This window comes from Bacillus haikouensis (genome assembly GCF_013179555.1).
Lineage (GTDB): Bacteria > Bacillota > Bacilli > Bacillales > Bacillaceae_B > Rossellomorea > Rossellomorea haikouensis_A.
In genome coordinates, this window is the sequence record NZ_JABMCR010000029.1 from 6,811 (window position 1) to 23,881 (window position 17,071).

A 17,071-nucleotide genomic window follows, 5' to 3' on the forward strand; every position below is an offset into this window, starting at 1 on the left:
AAAGAAGTAAGTGACGTAGTCTATCCTGCAACTTACGGTATCATTGCATTATCCATTCTTTTTTCAAGTCTTCTCGGGGTAGTCGTGATTTTTCGTATCATTAAAAAATCATTATTTCAAGAGAATGAAACGAAGAAGAAAGATTCTTTGAAAGCAGGAATGTTCGGGGTTTTAGCAATGGGGTTTATTCTTTCCATGACGTATCTCCTTCCTGATATCGGACCTTCTTTCGAGTTCACCTGGTATGCATCGTGTATAGCCGGCGCCGTTTTGGTGGGGATTTCCCGGCTGCTGAAAAGGTACTGATGAGAAAACCCCTGCCGGTTCAGGCAGGGGTTTCTTATTCCAGGATGAGCGGATGGGCCATGATATCATAGCTGCGGTCTTTGTTTTTCAACTCGTTTCCGTATTCGAATACACTTTCAAAGAATCGGGAAGCAGGTTCCGCCAGTTCTTTGTAGTATTCCCCGAATAGAGAGGCAGCGTGTGCTCCAAGCCATTTGTCAGGCAGCAAGTCTTCCGGCAGACCCGGGTCTACAAAAAGGAATTTCCGGTATTCGTGGACAAGCTTCGTTCTCTCTACGAAGCATTCGGCATCGCTCATATTGCCTTTTTTGATTTTATTCTTATCAATCATGTACTGCTGGCTGTAGCGGGCGATGAATTCCTGGTAACGTTCATTGATTTCTTTCAAGTCCCAGCTTTTCTCGATTAATCGCTGATTTTCATTCGGACCCTGGTATTCTGCAATAAAGAAATCGACGTATTCTTTGATGTCATATTTCTTGATCAGGGACTGGACCTGTTTTTCCAAATTGTTCGGAGAAATCCAGGTCGAGGTTGAAAGAGTACCGAATCCGCTCCACACTAATTCCTTGCGCAGTTCGTCACGGATGCTGCGGATCTCTTCAGGTATGCTGTACATGAAAATTCTCCATTTACCATCCCATTCCTGGGGCTTGAGCTTGAATATCCGGTTTGCCGCCTCTTCCATACGGTCGACGCCTGGCTCGGTCAAGGAATAATAGCTTTTGTTCCCCTGCTTCTCTGCCTGGACCCACCCCTGTTTATTCATTCTTGAAATCGCCGCACGCACGGCCTGATCGTTATGGCCGAATTCATTCAACAGGCGGATGAGACTGCCGATCCATATTTTATTGCCGTAGTGGCGTATATAATCCCCGTAGAGTGTAAAGATCATTGACCTGGTATTCATTGATGCCTCTCCTTCTGGACCATTACTTTGTAAAAGACTTTTGTGACGTTCTTTTTACGTTTGATAAATATATTATCACAACCATAGAAAAGAATTAAATATAATTGCTCAATTTCTCCTAGTTTTTGTTCGTGGCATAATTTTTTCAAACTGCCCTGGAAAAAAACAACAGAAAGAGGTCCCTTAATCAGCACCCCTCTCTTTGATCAATCTATATTTTCCACAATCGTTGCAATCCCCTGTCCCACACCAATGCACATTGTTGAAAGTCCGTAACGGGTGCGGCGCTTTTTCATTTCATGAACGAGGGTTGTCAGGATCCTTGCACCGCTTGCTCCAAGGGGGTGCCCGAATGCAATCGCCCCGCCGTTTACGTTGACGATTTCTTCATTGAGACCCAGGTCCCTTATACATGCAATGGATTGGGCGGCAAACGCTTCATTCAACTCGATAAGCCCGATTTGATGAAGGGAGAGCCCCGCGCGTTTTAATGCTTTACGGGTGGCATAGATCGGCCCGAGTCCCATGACTGACGGATCCAGCCCTGCAATTGCAGAGGTAACGTAGCGGGCAAGAGGTTTCAGTCCTAACTCTTCTGCCTTGTCCCTGCTCATCATTAAAAGGGCGGATGCCCCGTCATTGACACCGGAGGCATTCCCGGCCGTAACGGTTCCATCATGAAAGATGGATGATAACTTCCCGAGTTTTTCCAAGCTGGTCCCGGGACGTGGATGTTCGTCGATTTCTACTTGGGAGCTGTTTCCTTTCCGGTCCGAAATTTCTACCGGAACGATTTCTTCTTTAAAACGCTCTCCTTCCATTGCCTGCTTTGCCTTCATTTGGCTTCGAAAGGCGAACCGGTCTTGTTCTTCCCTGGTGATTTCATATTGTTTTGCTACATTTTCAGCAGTTTCCGGCATCGAATCCGTTCCATATCTTTGCTTGAGGCGGGGATTGACGAAGCGCCAGCCGATGGTCGTATCGAACATTTCCATATTTCCTCTTGGGAAATCTTTAGAAGGCTTCGCCATGACAAAGGGTGCCCTCGTCATGCTTTCCGTTCCGCCTGCAATGAATATATTCCCTTCCCCTGCAAGGATCGCACGGGCTGCATAGTTCACCGCATCCAGACCCGACCCGCAAAGACGATTGATCGTGGTTGCACCGACTTCTACGGGCAGACCGGCAAGGAGTGCGGACATGCGGGCTACATTCCGGTTGTCTTCTCCCGCTCCATTGGCATTTCCAAGCACGACTTCCTCGATCTCCTCAACAGGCATTCCGTCGTTGCGGCCGACCAGCTCCTTGATCACAAGCGCTCCTAGGTCATCCGGACGAACGTCTTTCAAGGCCCCTTTATACTTCCCGATCGGGGTCCTCACTGCATCCACGATAACGACTTCCCTCATGGCCGGCTCTCCTTTTCCTTCGTTTCGGAGTAGTCATAAACACCCTTGCCTGACTTCCTGCCCAATCTTCCGGCCTTCACATATTGCTCTAAAAGAGGAGCCGGGCGGTATTTCTCACCAAGCTTTTCATGGAGATACTTCAGGTTATTCAGGCGTGTATCAAGTCCCACAAGATCGCCCAGTTCAAATGGTCCCATCGGATAGTTCAATCCAAGCTTGATTGCTTTATCTATCTCCTCAGGGCTCCCGAGTCCTTCCTGCAGCATGTAAAAGGCTTCGTTTCCGACCAGCGCGCTGATCCTGCTGGTGACGAAACCAGGAAATTCATTGATGACCACTGTCTCTTTACGCATCAATCGCGCGACCTGTTCAATGACCTCAGCTGTCTCATCACTTGTCTCCAGTCCACGCACGATTTCGACGAGAGGCATTTTATGTACGGGATTGAAAAAGTGCATGGCAATAACTTTGTCGGGACGCTTCGTGAATGAACCGATTTCAGTCGGACTCATCGTAGAAGTATTGGTTGCCAGATAGCAGTAATCAGGAGCATGGGCATCCAGTACCTCAAAGACTCCGCGTTTGATATCCGTTTTCTCCGGAACCGCTTCAATGATTACATCTGCATCACGCACTGTTATGGAAAGGTTGGTGGAATAGCTAAGCCGTTCACGTGCCTCCATATACTCCTGGTTCGAAATCTTCCCCCTGTCCATCCCTTTGACAAAAATGCCTTGGATCTCATCTTTAGCATGGTCAAGCTGCTCTTGCTTAATATCAACCAGGGTTGTCCGGAAGCCTCCGACCGCACTTACATAGGCGATGCCTCTTCCCATTACACCTGATCCCACTATAACAATATGCTGTGTCATGTTTGTTTCCTCCTTTATTGCAATAAGGGGTTGACCCCTAAAAGGACAACCCCTGTATCAAGCTGGTATGTTTATACGCCGAATGGATTCAGCGGGCGGTTTCCGAAATAGGAAATGATACTCTTGGTTTCTGTATATAAGTCCAGCGTTTCTACACAAAGCTCGCGGCCGAACCCGGACTGCTTGTAGCCTCCGAACGGTGTACCAGGGAATGCCGAGAATGGACAGTTCACCATGACGATACCTGCCTGAATGGCCTTTGACACTCTTGTGGCACGACCGTGGTTCTGGGTCCAAACTGCTGATCCAAGACCGAATTCACTGTCATTGGCCATCTTGATCACTTCTTTTTCTTCCTTGAATTTCATTACAACGACAACCGGTCCAAAGATTTCTTCCTTCACAACCTTCATGTCATGATGAACATCCGTGATAATCGTCGGTTCGTACCAGTACCCTTTTTCAAAGCCTTCGACATTTGCCTGCTTCCCTCCGGTAACGATAGTGGCACCATCCTGTTTGGCAGATTCCACATAGCTGTGGATCGTATCAAGCTGACCTTGATCAATGATTGCCCCGATATGAGTACCTTTATCATGAGGATTGCCAAGAGTAAGCTTCTTCGTTTTCCCGATGAATTTTTCCATGAACTCGTCATAGATATCTTCATGTACATACAATCTGGATCGAGCTTCGCAGGACTGTCCTGTATTATAGAAGATTCCGAAAAGAGAACCATCAACCGCAGCATCTACATCTGCATCGTCGAATACGATATTAGGAGATTTACCGCCCAGTTCCAATGTTACACGCTTCAGTGTTTGAGACGCCTTTTCCATGATGTTTTTACCGATCGGAGTCGAACCAGTAAATGCCACTTTGTCCACTCTTTCATGCTCTACCAGATAGTTTCCAACGGAAGAACCGGCTCCTGGTACGATATTGACGACACCTTCAGGGACTCCCGCTTCAATACAGATTTCACCAAGTACGATGGCTGTCAGCGGAGTCAGGGTCGCTGGTTTTACAACTACCGAGCATCCTGACGCAATCGCAGGGGCAATCTTCCAAGCTGCCATCATCAACGGGTAGTTCCAAGGAATGATTTGGGCACAAACACCGACAGGCTCTTTCTCTGCGGTATTCGTGAATTGTCCTGGTACATTATTTACTGTTCCGCGGTGGCCGACAATCGCTCCGGCATAGAATTCGAAGTCTTCGATTGCCTGCATGACCTGTCCTTGCGCAGCAGATAATGACTTACCGCTGTCCATGATCTCAAGTGAAACCAGTTCATTAAAACGTGAACGCATGATACCGGCAATTTTATTTAACACACGGGAGCGTTTGTTTATCGGGAACTTCTTCCACTTCCCATGGTCAAATGCGTTTCTTGCAGCCTGAACGGCTTTTTCTGCATCTTCCACTGAAGCAAGTGAAACGGTTGCAATCGGTTCACCCGTGGCAGGATTATAAGTCGTGAACGTCTCCCCTGATTGACTTTCCATACGCTGTCCGTTGATTACCAATGAATAGTGCTCTCTTTTCATCTCAAGTACTTCAAAGCTTTGTTCTTTTACTGTAGACATAGTCCCATCTCCTTTTTCGTTTTACTGTTTAAACGCGGCTGTTAATTTCCGAGCAACCGCTGGATACAGCCCTAAATTCAACAATTCTATTTACCGTGAAAAGCTGGTCTTCGTTTTTCTAGAAAAGCGGTGACGCCTTCTCGGTGGTCTTCGGTCTTACCCGCGATCCGCTGGGCGTAAGCTTCTTTTTCCAAGTATTCATCAAAGGCTAAATCATGACTTCCTTTTAAGAGCCTCTTCATTAGTCCGATGGCTTTCGTCGGCATGGAAGCGAGCCGCTCAGCAAACACGGCAGTTTCTTCCTGCCAGCCGTCAACCGTGATTAGCTTCGTCACCAATCCAAGCTTTTCAGCCTGCTCTGCGGTGATCTTCTCGCCAAAAACAGCGAGCTCGAGTGCTTTCGCATAGCCTACTAGATTCGTTAAATAGTAGAGGTTGCCTGAATCAGGTACCAATCCGACGTGGACGAACGCCTGAACGAAGCTTGCTTTTTCCGATACAAGCCTGAAATCACATGCAAGCGCCAGGGAGAAGCCTGCTCCAGCTGCCACCCCGTTAACAGCCGCGATTACCGGCTTCTCACAAGTCTCGATTTCCTTCACCATCGGTCCGTAGTTATTTCGCAGTACTTCTCCGTGGTCCATCGACTCATCCACTTCACTCAAATCCTGACCTGAACAGAAGGCACGGCCTTCACCGGTGATCACGATTGCCCTTACGTCCTGGCTGCGGGATGATTCTTTTACCGCTTTCCCGACTTCAAGGTTTAGCTGGCGGATGAAAGCATTCAGTTTATCCGGGCGGTTCAAGGTGATCCAGGCTACACAGTTTTTCACTTCGTATTTAATGGTTTCGTACATGATGCAGCCTCCTTACCTTCCTTTGAAATGTGGTTTGCGTTTTTCGACGAAAGCTTTCATGCCCTCTTTTTGATCCTCTGAGGCAAATAGAAGGTAGAAATTCTTCCGTTCATACTGCATTCCTTCGTAAAGAGAATAATCAACCGCTTTATGGACGGATTCTTTGATCAATCTTATGGAGAGCGGCGGCTTGGCTGCCAGTTTCTTCGCAAACTTCTCTGTCTCTTCCATTAATATTTCCGGCGCAATCGCACGGTTGATAACGCCCCATTCGAGTGCCTGGTCCGCGGTGAAGCTGTCACCTGAAAGAAGCCACTCCATCGCTCTCGATTTTCCAATGAGTTTAGTTAAACGCTGAGTTCCTCCTGCCCCGGGCATGACACCAAGATTGACTTCAGGAAATCCGAAACTTGCATCTTCTGCTGCAAACAACATGTCACAACACAGTGCGAGTTCAAATCCACCGCCAAGCGCGAAGCCCTGAACAGCACCGATGATCGGCTTTTTGATCCATGCGAGGCGGTCCCATTCAGTGAACTGATTGAGGAGTTCCAGATCAACGGCGCCGTCCTCAGACATTTCATCAATATCAGCACCTGCGGCGAAAGCTCTGCCTTTCCCGGATAAAATGATTACTTTTACATTGTCGTTCCGGTCAAACTCCTCAAAAGCTTCAACGATTTCTGAAACCATGGGACGATTGATGGCATTCAGTACCTTGGGGCGGTTCAGTTCGATAAACCCCAGACCGTCCCTTTCACTGACTGCAATGTATTCTTGCTTACTCATTCACTTCTTCACCGATCATGAGCGTGACCAACTCGGCCGCAAAGCCCATCAGATCCTTTCCGGAAGCTTTCCCTTCATCGGATTTCAATCCTGCTTTCAATGCTTCGTGACTTTCATAATACATTTCACACATTAAGTAGTACTTGCCTTCTCCTCCCATCGGCGATCCTGTGATTCTTGTAACCTTCATTTCTTTTAAGCCTGGGATTTTGGCAGTAATAGGGGCATGGGTGTTGAAGTAGTGCTCGTCGAATTGTTCCTTGTTTTCAGGGTGTTTGTATAATGCGATTAGCTTTACCATTTAGAATCTCTCCTCAAATTTTGTTTTTTTGGACTTTTATCACCGCTGTTGATTTCCGTGGAAGACTTCGCTTTCCGCGGGCGACCGGTGAGCCGCCTCCGCTTTTCTTCATACCATGGTCGATATGGGTTTCATTGCCTCAAACGGGTTTTTGCATTGCTTGCAGTAGAGGATGCTCCTGCAGGCGGTTGGACCGAAGAGGTTTTCCATTGATGTGTATGGAGAATCACAGTAAGGGCAGTGAATCTGCCAGTCTTCTTCTCCGGTGAAGTTTCTCGGCGGCGGCGCGATGCCGAATTCCTTGAGGCTTTCACGGCCTTTTTCCGTTAACCGGCTGGACGTCCAGGGCGGGGTATATACGAATTTCACATCCACTTCTCCTGCCCCCAACTGATCCTTACAGGCTTTCACCACATTCGCTTTAATGATGTCGAGTGCCGGGCAGCCCATGAAGGTAGGGAGCAATTCAATCGTGACCCGGCCCTCTCTCTCTATAATTCTATTTACCATTCCTAAATCTACGATACTTATTGAATCGATTTCCGGATCCTTCACCGTATGAAGGACATTCCAAATCATTTCTGTCATTTCTGATCACCCTTTACCAGGTTGCTGCAGGATCTGAGTTATACACTTCGCTTAGAGTAGACAATGCTTGATCCAGTTCATCTGTATGCTCGCCTTTCCTGCCATCGCCTTTTTTCATGGCTGTTTTTGGCGGAAATGCGAGACTCGCAGATTGGAAGACAGGCTGAAGGGCCAGTTCCCAGCGCTTATTTAGAGTTTCTTCTCCCTCGATCAATCCCATGACGGCCATTTCTTTACCTGCCGGCCCCAGTGTCAGGACCCCCTGAAATTCATCAAGTACTCGTTCCATCGCTTCCTTCATTCGGAACGATGCTTCCCCGCCGGCGTTCACCAGCTGCAGGAACCATGTCTTCCAATGAAGCAGATGATAGTATAGTTCCGTGTTGATTTTGATGGCGAGCTGTGCCAATGGTTCATATGAAGAGTTTTTCAGTGAATCGATCCGCACCTTTTTCGCAACACTGTAAAAATAGTGCCTGACCACGGCAAATGCCCAATCGTAGCGGGGTTCTTTCAAATAATTCCCCGGCCCGTTCACTTCCTCCAGGAGAATCGCGTTTCTTCTTTCATTTGAAGGGCGGGCATGAGCCAGTGCATCCTGGCTTCCTTCGCCAAGCTCTTCAAGCAGCTGATAATACATGGTGGCATGACCCATCGTATCCTGGTTAATGGAAGAGAATGCGACATCCTCCTCGATATGCGGTGCGAGTCCTAGCCATTCTGAGCCGCGGTATGCAAGGATAAAGTCATCATCCGCCATCTGATAGAGCAAATTCAGCAGTGCTTCTTTATACTGTTTATTCGGGATTTCATCCGAGCTCTTTACAATCATTTCTTCTTCACCAACTCTCCCCAGGACATGATTTCTTTCTCATCAAGCATTTCCTGTTCGTATTGACGCCACTTCTTCTTAAGGTATCCATATCCTTTCGCATTCCGGTAATCCTTGTTATCCAGCCGCTTTACACTTTCTCTTTCTTCAGGTGTCATCATTCGGAGATCCGACCGTTTTACGATCCAAATGTCCGCTACCGGCTCTCTTCTCATGAAATTCTCCTGTGCCATTACCATCGCCAGCTCATGATTCGGGGCAAGCAGACTGAATTGATGCTGCATCGGCGCCCCGTCCGAACGTTTGCTGAACACTTCAAACTCCTGGTAAAAATTCTGCCCCTTGTCAGACATCTCCTTCATTCCCTTCTAACTGACTCTCCCGCTTGGACTCAGCGCTTCGCGTACCCAGGCATTGTTGTCATAGGACAACTCCCTCAGGCGAAGACGTTCCTTCGATTTCGGCCCATTATTGCGGATGATTTCTTTGAATCTGCTCCAGTCTGGCTGCTTATATACCCACAGCTCCTTCTCTTCGTCGTAATACATCGTTTCGTCAGGAAGTGTCAGTCCCAAAGAGAGCATCCTTGGCACATATTTGGTGAAGAAATCCTGGCGGAGCTGTTCATTTGTTTTCGTTCTGATTTTATATTTAATGGTGATATCCTGTTTCGAAGATCCGGTTGTTTTTGCATCAGCCGGCCCGAAAAACATCAGAAGTGCTTCCCACCATCGGTTGACTGCATCCTGTACGAGAGCTTTTTGCTCGTCTGTTCCTTCTGCAAGAGCCATGATGATTGCTTCACCATGCTGGGCGTGGAAGACTTCTTCCGCACAAATCCGCTTCAATGCACGTGCATAAGGTCCGTATGAGGCCCCCAGCATATTTGTCTGCGAGATGATGGCTGCACCGTCGACGAGCCAGCCGATAAGCCCGGCGTCTCCCCATGTCGGTGCTTCCATATGAAAAACATTATGAAACTTTAAATCTCCTGAAAATAAATCCCTCATGATATTTTCCCTTGTTTTTCCATAAGGTTTCATCAGATCCTCTGCAACACGGAGCAGGAGCTGTCCATGCCCCATCTCATCTTGTACCTTCGCCATGATGCCCAGTTTCCTTCTCAGCGAAGGCGCTTTCGGTACCCATTCCTTTTCCGGAAGTGCGCCCATGATTTCACTGATACCATGCATGGAAATCAACTTTATCAAGGCATTCCGGTATTCATCGGGCATCCAGTCATCTGCCTCGATTTTTTCATCATTTTCAATTTTCTTCATAAAATGTGTCATGTGCTCTTCTTCGGTCATCTGTCCCGACAGATTACTCATAATACTGCCTCCTTTATCACACTGTTTTCACGAATCTCTTTTCATATGGAATAGATGAGGGAGACAATTTTTTTATGGGAGCACCGCTTCTTCGCGCAGATCCACGATCCTGATTGCTTTTCCCTCTGAACGCGGTATTTCTTTCGGCGCCCTCACGCTGACGTCCATCGAAACGAGGCAGCGGTTCTTCATCACCCTTTTCACCTTCGAAGTCAATTCAAGAACATTGTCATGCTGTATATCCCCTGATGCCCCTTCAAAGAATTTCTGGCTGACTTCAACATGAAGCTCCACTGTATCAAGCGGACCTTTTTTCTTTAAATGGAGCTGATAATGGGGGGCAAGTTCTTCTAATCCAAGAAGATAATGCTCCATCTCGGAAGGGAACACATTCACTCCCCTGATAATCAGCATGTCATCGACACGTCCTTTGACCCTCGACATCTTGACCGTCGTTCTCCCGCAGGAGCAGGTTTCGTAACGAATCGAGGCAATGTCGCCTGTCCGGTATCGGATGATAGGGAACGCTTCCTTCGTCAAACTTGTAAACACAAGCTCTCCCGCTTCACCTTCAGGCATCGGCTCCAAAGTATCCGGGTTAATGACTTCCACCAGGAAATGATCCTCTGCCACATGAAGGCCGTCTTGGGATTCAGGGCACTCCATGGCGACTCCCGGTCCGATCACTTCACTTAATCCGTAGATATCACAAGCTTTGATCCCCAGTTTATTCTCTAGAGTGTCCCTCATTTTATCCGACCACGGCTCAGCCCCGAATATACCGAACTCCAATGATAATGCAGCAGGGTCTTTTCCCTGGGACTCGATTGTTTCTGCAAGGTTCAGGACATAAGAAGGCGTCCCGCATATCACCGAAGGCTTGAAATCTTCAATCAATGTGATTTGTCTGTCCATATTGCCGCCGGATACAGGTACGGTGATCATCCCAAGTTTCTCACTTCCATAGTGAAGACCGAGTCCGCCTGTAAACAATCCGTATCCATATGCATTATGAAGCACACTCCCCGGCCTGCCGCCAGCCATCGCAATGGCACGGGCCACAATGCTTCCCCACATATCAATATCATTTTGGGTATAGCCGACAACTGTCGGCTTGCCGCTCGTTCCTGAAGATGCATGGACCCTGACCATCTCTTCCTGCTTGACGGCAAAAAGACCAAATGGATAGTGGTCGCGCAAATCTTTCTTTGTTGTAAGCGGTAACATTTTTAAATCTGCCAAAGAGCGGATATCTTCCGGGTGCAGGTTTCTCTGTTTAAAGTGATTCCGGTAAAAAGGGACGGAGCCATAAACCAGGCTGGCTGTTTTTTGAAGTCTTTCCAACTGAAGGCGTTCTATTCGATCTCGAGCGGCCGTTTCAATCTCATGCAAAATCAAGTTCCATGCCTCCCTTGATTATGATTATTATATAAATCCATATTTATATAACGTTATTTATTCGTTCGTTGTAATTCGTGTTATATTCAACTACTCAAAAGATAACGTCTTTACTGAAAATTGTCAATATATTTTCAGAAAATTTAATCTTCAAAAACCAGGTGTTTCTATTTGTTTTAAACAGTGACCGCTCTTTCCGCCGGGAGGAAGCCGAGCGTTCACCTTTAGACCTTATTCCATAAGAGAACGATTGACGAAATTTATTGAAATTTTGGATATGCTCGTTTTTTTCGGCTATTATAGTAGGTATGAATTTGATTGAATGGATGATGGATGTGAAGAAGAAAGATACAGCTGAATACAAGGTTTACCATCAATTGAAAGATGCTTTACTTGCCCGTAAAATCGCTCCTGGGACGCAGCTTGTCGAAAAGACGATTTCAAAATCTATGTACGTCAGCAGAACACCGATCAGGCAGGCATTGAAACGGCTTGAGCAGGAAGGACTGGTCCAGAACATACCGAATCGTGGTGCATTTGTCGTTCATCCGACTAGGGAAGAAATCATTTCGTTCTTCGAATTGAGAAAAGAGCTGGAATTTCTTACTGTGAAATATGGTCTTCCCAACGTGCGAAAAACCGATATCGCGAAGCTTCATTCGTTCTTGGAGCTTGAACAAGAAACATATAAACAAAAAGACCTGTTAAATTATGTTGACTTGAATAAACAGTTTCATTTGTTCTTGGCGGAAGTCAGCGGAAACAAATTTCTCATCCGCTATATGGATGAGATGCTCACTCAATCAAATGTTTATCTATTTCTATTTGATGTGTTCTACCACGTGGAACCAGGTGAAAACGTCCGATTTCGGGAACACGAAGAAATGGTCAAAGCCATCGAACAGAGAGATTCAAAGACACTGCTTGAACTGATAGATATTCATATGAAGCACAGCTTTGATGATTTAAGGTTAGAGGATTATGGTTATTCTTCATTGGTAGAGGTGTTGAACGATTGAGGAAAGCTTAATAAAAAAAATGCTCCCTTTTCAGTGGGAGCATTTTCCATATTAATTAAAACAATTTCGTCGTCCAGGATTCACAGTTCCATACTTCAGTAGCAACATCGTTATAAAATTCAGGTTCGTGACTGATTAGAAGCACGCTGCCTTTGTATTCTTTCAAGGCGCGTTTCAGCTCTTCTTTCGCCTCTACGTCCAGGTGATTGGTCGGTTCGTCGAAGACGAGTACGTTGCTCTCTTTGTTCATCAGCTTACAGAGGCGGACCTTGGCTTTTTCCCCGCCGCTGAGCACCTCTACTTTGCTTTCGATATGCTTCGTCGTCAGCCCGCATTTCGCAAGCGCAGCACGCACTTCAGCCTGATTGAAGGACGGGAATTCATTCCAAACTTCTTCAATACAAGTATTGTAGTTTTGCGTTTTAATTTCCTGCTCAAAGTAACCGATGTGAAGGTAGTCCCCCAGTTCTACGGAACCGGAGATCGGACGGATTTCTCCCAATATGCTTCTCAGTAAAGTTGTCTTTCCAATTCCGTTAGCACCGGATAGAGCTATTTTCTGTCCGCGCTCCATTTTTAAATTAAGGGGTTTTGACAATGGCGTATCATATCCGATGACAAGATCCTTCGTTTCAAAAATGACGCGGCCAGCGGTTCTTGCGGGCTTGAAGTTGAATTCGGGCTTAGGCTTTTCAGCAGCCAATTCAATGACGTCCATTTTATCAAGCTTTTTCTGACGTGACATTGCCATGTTACGCGTTGATACACGGGCTTTGTTACGTGCAACGAAATCCTTCAGCTGTGAAATTTCCTGCTGCTGCTTTTTGAATGCTGATTCCAGCTGCTGCTTTTTCATTTCATGAACTTTCTTAAATTCGTGGTAATCCCCGGCATAGCGGTTCAACTCTTGATTTTCCATGTGATAGATCAAGTTGATGACGCTGTTCAGGAATGGAATATCATGCGAAATCAGGATAAACGCATTTTCATACTCCTGAAGATATCTCTTCAGCCATTCGATATGCTGCTCATCAAGATAGTTGGTCGGCTCATCCAGTAATAAAATATCAGGCTTCTCCAAGAGAAGCTTGGCCAACAGGACCTTTGTTCTTTGCCCGCCGCTCAGATCATGGACATCCTTATCCAGGCCGATGTCATCGAGTCCGAGGCCGCGTCCGATTTCCTCTACCTTTGCATCGATGATGTAGAAGTCATTATTCGTCAACGCATCTTGAAGAGTGCCTGTTTCTTCGAGCAGTTCCTCAAGCTCTTCAGGGGATGCGTCTCCCATTTTGTTGAACAGTTCATTCATTTCCGCTTCCATATCAAAAAGGTACTGGAAAGCGGTTTTCAAGACATCACGGATCGACATACCCTGTTTCAGCTGTGCATGCTGATCCAGATACCCGATTCGGATGCGCTTTGCCCATTCCACTTTTCCTTCATCTGGCTCAAGCTTCCCGGTGATGATATTCATGAAGGTTGATTTTCCTTCTCCATTTGCCCCGATTAACCCGATATGCTCCCCTTTTAACAATCGGAAAGATACATCATTGAAAATCGCACGGTCACCGAAACCGTGGGTTAAATTCTTAACAGATAATAAACTCATATATGATTACACCTTTTCTATATAAACTAATGTTTTTTTATCAATACACACTCACTCTATTATAAAGGTCCCCGCCTGCAGAAGATAGAGGAAAATCGTGACTCGGCACATGTCCGTTTCAGATCAGCCGATTGCGTCGGCGACACTGTAATCTGCAGGGTCGAGTTCCGTCTCCTCTCCCATCACGAGCTTGGCCAGTTCAGAGCCCAGATACGGCCCGACAGTCAATCCGGATGCGCCAAGCCCATTTGCTGTAAATACACCTTCCATTCCAGGAACAGCGCCGAATACCGGCAGAAATCCAGGGGTGAAGGGGCGAAAGCCCACTCTGGTTTCAACAACCTCGCTGCAGCGGAGACCCGGAGCAGTCTCGATCGCTTTGTGCAGGACTTCATGCATCCCGCCTGCTGTCACTCTTATATCAAAACCGGCTTCGTCTTCATGAGTGGCCCCCGCAACCACTTTGCCTCCCGGAAAACCAAGAAGATATTGACTGCCCGGCGGCATGACAACCGGCCAGTGACTGCTGTTTGCATCCTGCACTTCCAAGTGAAGAATCTGTGCTTTTTGCGAAGACACCAGAAAATCAATTCCTGCTTCAGCGAACAACTCCTTCGCCCACACACCAGCCGTCACGATGACTGAATCAGCTTGAAGTATTTCCTGATCCAGCTTCACGCCAGCTATGCAATCGTCATCCTTTATAAGCCTGGCATCTCCATATCGTAAGTCCACACCTTTTTTCTCACCGGCCCTTATCAATGCATGACGAAGCGCCCTTCCGTCTACTCTTGCCGCCCCGCTTACATGGACGGCTGCAAACTCTTCTGAAAGTAACGGAAATCTTTTTTTCGTTTCAACGGCACTCAATTTCGTGATGTCTCCGATCTCAGGTGCAGCTTCCCGCCTTTTCACTGCCCGTTCCATCATTTTGTCGAGTTTTTTTTCTTCGGTATGGAGGCTGATCGCCCCTACCCGGCGGTAACCTGTTTCTATCTCACCTAGTGTTTCAAGTTCCTTTATCAATTGTGGATAATACTTCGCCCCGCCCTTGGCGAGCCGGTACCAATCTTTATTGCGCCTTTGCGACAGCCACGGGCAGACAATTCCCGCTGCCGCGTCTGTAGCCTGTCCTGCGTCCTTTCTGTCTATAAGCGTAACGTGTGCACCTCTATTGCTGAGGTGATAAGCTGTGGATGCACCGAGGATCCCGGCGCCGATCACAATGAAGTTTTTCATTCCAAACACCTTTTCCGTTCAAATTTTCGCAGAGATTCTGTTAGCTATTTTACAAGAGAAAGATGTCAGAAACAATGCAGGTGAACATTGTAATTGTCTTCGTATACCAGGGGAAATACAAAATTTGTATTTTCGAAATTTATTGACAAGTTGTTTCGTTTCATGATAAAACTTGAATAACCTAATATTGAACAAGCTTTGAAGGAAACTAGTAGCGAACATTTCCCTGTGATAGAGAGCCGGTGGTTGGTGGAAACCGGTACAAAGATGATGAGCGAATTTCGATTCTGGAGCTTCTTTTGACGTGATCAAAAGACGGCACAGCCGTTATTTTATTCGAGTGATGAGAACATTTTCTCATAACTAGGGTGGTACCGCGATATCAAATCGTCCCTACATTTTGTAGGGGCGATTTTTTTATTTCAAAGCGGAATTCTATGAAAATGTATGAACAGAAAGGAGATTGAATATGAGTCAACGTGAACAATGGTCATCAAAGTTTGGCTTCATCCTGGCTGCAGCCGGTTCTGCAATCGGGTTGGGGGCCATATGGAAATTCCCTTATACAGCCGGTCAAAACGGGGGCGGAGCCTTTTTCCTGATCTTTATCCTATTTACTTTACTACTCGGCCTTCCGTTATTGCTGGCAGAATTTTCAATTGGCCGTACAGCTCAAAGCAATGCTATCGATTCTTATAAAAAAATCGCCCCCGGCACCCAATGGCACTGGGTAGGTATTCTGGGGATGGTTACATCTTTCATTCTTCTATCCTTCTACAGCGTCGTTGGAGGGTGGATCGTCGTTTATTTATACAAAGCGATAACAGGAGAAATGAACGGCCTCACCTCCGAACAATACGGCGAACTGTTCGGCGCCACGATCTCAAATCCCGGTTTGAGTATATTCGTTCAACTTATCTTCATCCTTATGACGATCCTCGTCGTTGCCAAAGGGGTGCAGAATGGAATCGAACGAGCAAGCAAGATCATGATGCCTGCACTTTTTGTTTTATTCATCATCCTGGTGATCCGGGCAGTAACACTTGATGGCGCAATGGAAGGCATTACATTCCTTCTTCAGCCTGACTTTACCAAAGTGACATCCCAAACAATACTGGAAGCAATGGGACAATCCTTCTTCACATTAAGCGTCGGGGTTTCGGTAATGGTGACGTACAGCTCCTACTTACCGAAAGATCAAAGCCTACCCCGTTCGGCTGTTTCCATTGTAGCGATGAACATCTTTATCGTACTTCTGGCCGGTTTGGCCGTTTTCCCGGCAGTGTTCTCATTCGGCCTCGAGCCTGGAGCAGGACCTGTTCTGTTATTCAATGTCCTGCCGACCATCTTTAACCAGCTGCCATTCGGAATGCTGTTCTTTATCGCATTTCTAGTATTATTCCTTTTTGCAGCACTGACATCAGCCTTTTCCATGCTCGAAATTATCGTTTCGGTCATTGCCAAGGGAGATCAGGCACTCCGCAAGAAATGGTCGTGGATCATCGGACTCGCGATTTTCGCATTCGGCGTCCCGTCTGCATTATCCTATGGCGTATTAAGCGATGTCATCATTTTCGGTAAGACGATTTTCGATCTGGCTGACTTTACAGTGAGTAATGTCCTGCTGCCGGTCGGTTCCCTGCTTATCGCTTTGTTCATCCCGGTCAAGATGAAAAAGACGGCTCTTTATGAAGAATTAAAGCGGGGAAGCGGGTTGAAGAGAGGACTATTCGAAACATGGTATTTCCTTATCCGTTTTATTGCTCCGATTTTAATCATCGCAGTCATGCTTGACGTGATGGGAATCTTATAAAATGAAAGAGGCTGGGACAAAACTAATGACCACGAGATAAAGAGGAACAATTTCAGCGTATGTTCATAATACCGCTAATGATTTCCGTGCAAGACTTCGCTTTCCGCGGGCGGCCGGTGAGCCTCCTCGTCGCATACGCTCCTGTGGGGTCTCACCTGTCTCGCTTTTCCCGCAGGAGTCTTCGTCTTGCACTCCAATCAACC

General features: G+C 46.7%; 16 protein-coding genes, 1 pseudogene and 1 other annotated feature. Of the genes and pseudogenes, 3 read left to right on the plus strand and 14 right to left on the minus strand.

Annotation, left to right across the window (positions count from 1 at the left end; genetic code table 11):
• A pseudogene (locus tag HP456_RS04850) lies at positions 1-306 on the plus strand (DUF1129 family protein); the annotation flags it as partial.
• Positions 307-340: 34 nt separating this feature from the next.
• Here HP456_RS04850 and paaX read toward each other — a convergent pair.
• From paaX to HP456_RS04910, 12 genes are all read right to left on the minus strand, one after another.
• On the minus strand, positions 341-1,216 hold the full coding sequence (paaX, locus tag HP456_RS04855) for a phenylacetic acid degradation operon negative regulatory protein PaaX (RefSeq protein ID WP_172248882.1): 876 nt from the start codon (positions 1,214-1,216) through the stop codon (positions 341-343).
• 206 nt (positions 1,217-1,422) lie between these two features.
• Entirely contained in the window at positions 1,423-2,625 is a 1,203-nt protein-coding gene (locus tag HP456_RS04860; RefSeq protein ID WP_172248883.1) for a thiolase family protein, read from the minus strand.
• The gene (locus HP456_RS04865) at positions 2,622-3,497 is read right to left on the minus strand and encodes a 3-hydroxyacyl-CoA dehydrogenase (RefSeq protein ID WP_172248884.1); all 876 of its coding nucleotides are present in this window, start codon (positions 3,495-3,497) and stop codon (positions 2,622-2,624) included. Before HP456_RS04865 ends, HP456_RS04860 begins: the two co-directional genes overlap by 4 nt.
• 71 nt (positions 3,498-3,568) lie before the next feature.
• Entirely contained in the window at positions 3,569-5,086 is a 1,518-nt protein-coding gene (locus HP456_RS04870; protein WP_172248885.1) for an aldehyde dehydrogenase family protein, read from the minus strand.
• An 86-nt stretch (positions 5,087-5,172) separates the two neighbouring features.
• A complete protein-coding gene (locus HP456_RS04875) occupies positions 5,173-5,946 on the minus strand; it encodes an enoyl-CoA hydratase-related protein (protein ID WP_172248886.1) in 774 nt (257 codons plus the stop codon).
• 12 nt (positions 5,947-5,958) lie between these two features.
• Positions 5,959-6,735: an enoyl-CoA hydratase/isomerase family protein gene (locus tag HP456_RS04880; RefSeq protein WP_172248887.1), complete on the minus strand. Its 777-nt coding sequence runs from the start codon at positions 6,733-6,735 to the stop codon at positions 5,959-5,961.
• The gene (locus HP456_RS04885) at positions 6,728-7,036 is read right to left on the minus strand and encodes an EthD family reductase (protein WP_172248888.1); all 309 of its coding nucleotides are present in this window, start codon (positions 7,034-7,036) and stop codon (positions 6,728-6,730) included. Before HP456_RS04885 ends, HP456_RS04880 begins: the two co-directional genes overlap by 8 nt.
• Positions 7,037-7,144: 108 nt before the next feature.
• Positions 7,145-7,624: a 1,2-phenylacetyl-CoA epoxidase subunit PaaD gene (gene paaD, locus HP456_RS04890; protein ID WP_172248889.1), complete on the minus strand. Its 480-nt coding sequence runs from the start codon at positions 7,622-7,624 to the stop codon at positions 7,145-7,147.
• A 13-nt stretch (positions 7,625-7,637) separates the two neighbouring features.
• Positions 7,638-8,456, minus strand: a complete 819-nt coding sequence (gene paaC, locus HP456_RS04895) for a 1,2-phenylacetyl-CoA epoxidase subunit PaaC (RefSeq protein WP_172248890.1) — start codon at positions 8,454-8,456, stop codon at positions 7,638-7,640.
• Positions 8,453-8,809, minus strand: a complete 357-nt coding sequence (gene paaB, locus HP456_RS04900) for a 1,2-phenylacetyl-CoA epoxidase subunit PaaB (RefSeq protein ID WP_172248891.1) — start codon at positions 8,807-8,809, stop codon at positions 8,453-8,455. The genes paaC and paaB overlap by 4 nt, the downstream gene beginning before the upstream one ends.
• Positions 8,810-8,824: 15 nt before the next feature.
• Entirely contained in the window at positions 8,825-9,787 is a 963-nt protein-coding gene (paaA, locus tag HP456_RS04905) for a 1,2-phenylacetyl-CoA epoxidase subunit PaaA (protein WP_172248892.1), read from the minus strand.
• Between the two features lie 72 nt (positions 9,788-9,859).
• Positions 9,860-11,185, minus strand: a complete 1,326-nt coding sequence (locus HP456_RS04910; protein ID WP_172248893.1) for a phenylacetate--CoA ligase family protein — start codon at positions 11,183-11,185, stop codon at positions 9,860-9,862.
• A 314-nt stretch (positions 11,186-11,499) separates the two neighbouring features.
• Between HP456_RS04910 and HP456_RS04915 the strand changes: the two genes are divergently transcribed.
• Positions 11,500-12,204, plus strand: a complete 705-nt coding sequence (locus HP456_RS04915) for a GntR family transcriptional regulator (RefSeq protein WP_172248894.1) — start codon at positions 11,500-11,502, stop codon at positions 12,202-12,204.
• 55 nt (positions 12,205-12,259) lie between these two features.
• Here HP456_RS04915 and HP456_RS04920 read toward each other — a convergent pair whose 3' ends face one another.
• Positions 12,260-13,816 carry an ABC-F family ATP-binding cassette domain-containing protein gene (locus HP456_RS04920; protein ID WP_172248895.1) on the minus strand — a complete coding sequence of 519 codons (1,557 nt, stop codon included), beginning with the start codon at positions 13,814-13,816 and terminating at the stop codon, positions 12,260-12,262.
• Between the two features lie 123 nt (positions 13,817-13,939).
• Complete coding sequence (locus tag HP456_RS04925) at positions 13,940-15,055, minus strand: NAD(P)/FAD-dependent oxidoreductase (protein ID WP_172248896.1); 1,116 nt, start codon at positions 15,053-15,055, stop codon at positions 13,940-13,942.
• A gap of 189 nt (positions 15,056-15,244) precedes the next feature.
• Positions 15,245-15,453, plus strand: a binding site (T-box leader).
• Positions 15,454-15,524: 71 nt separating this feature from the next.
• Between HP456_RS04925 and HP456_RS04930 the strand changes: the two genes are divergently transcribed.
• A complete protein-coding gene (locus HP456_RS04930; protein ID WP_172248897.1) occupies positions 15,525-16,868 on the plus strand; it encodes a sodium-dependent transporter in 1,344 nt (447 codons plus the stop codon).
• Positions 16,869-17,071: the final 203 nt, after the last annotated feature.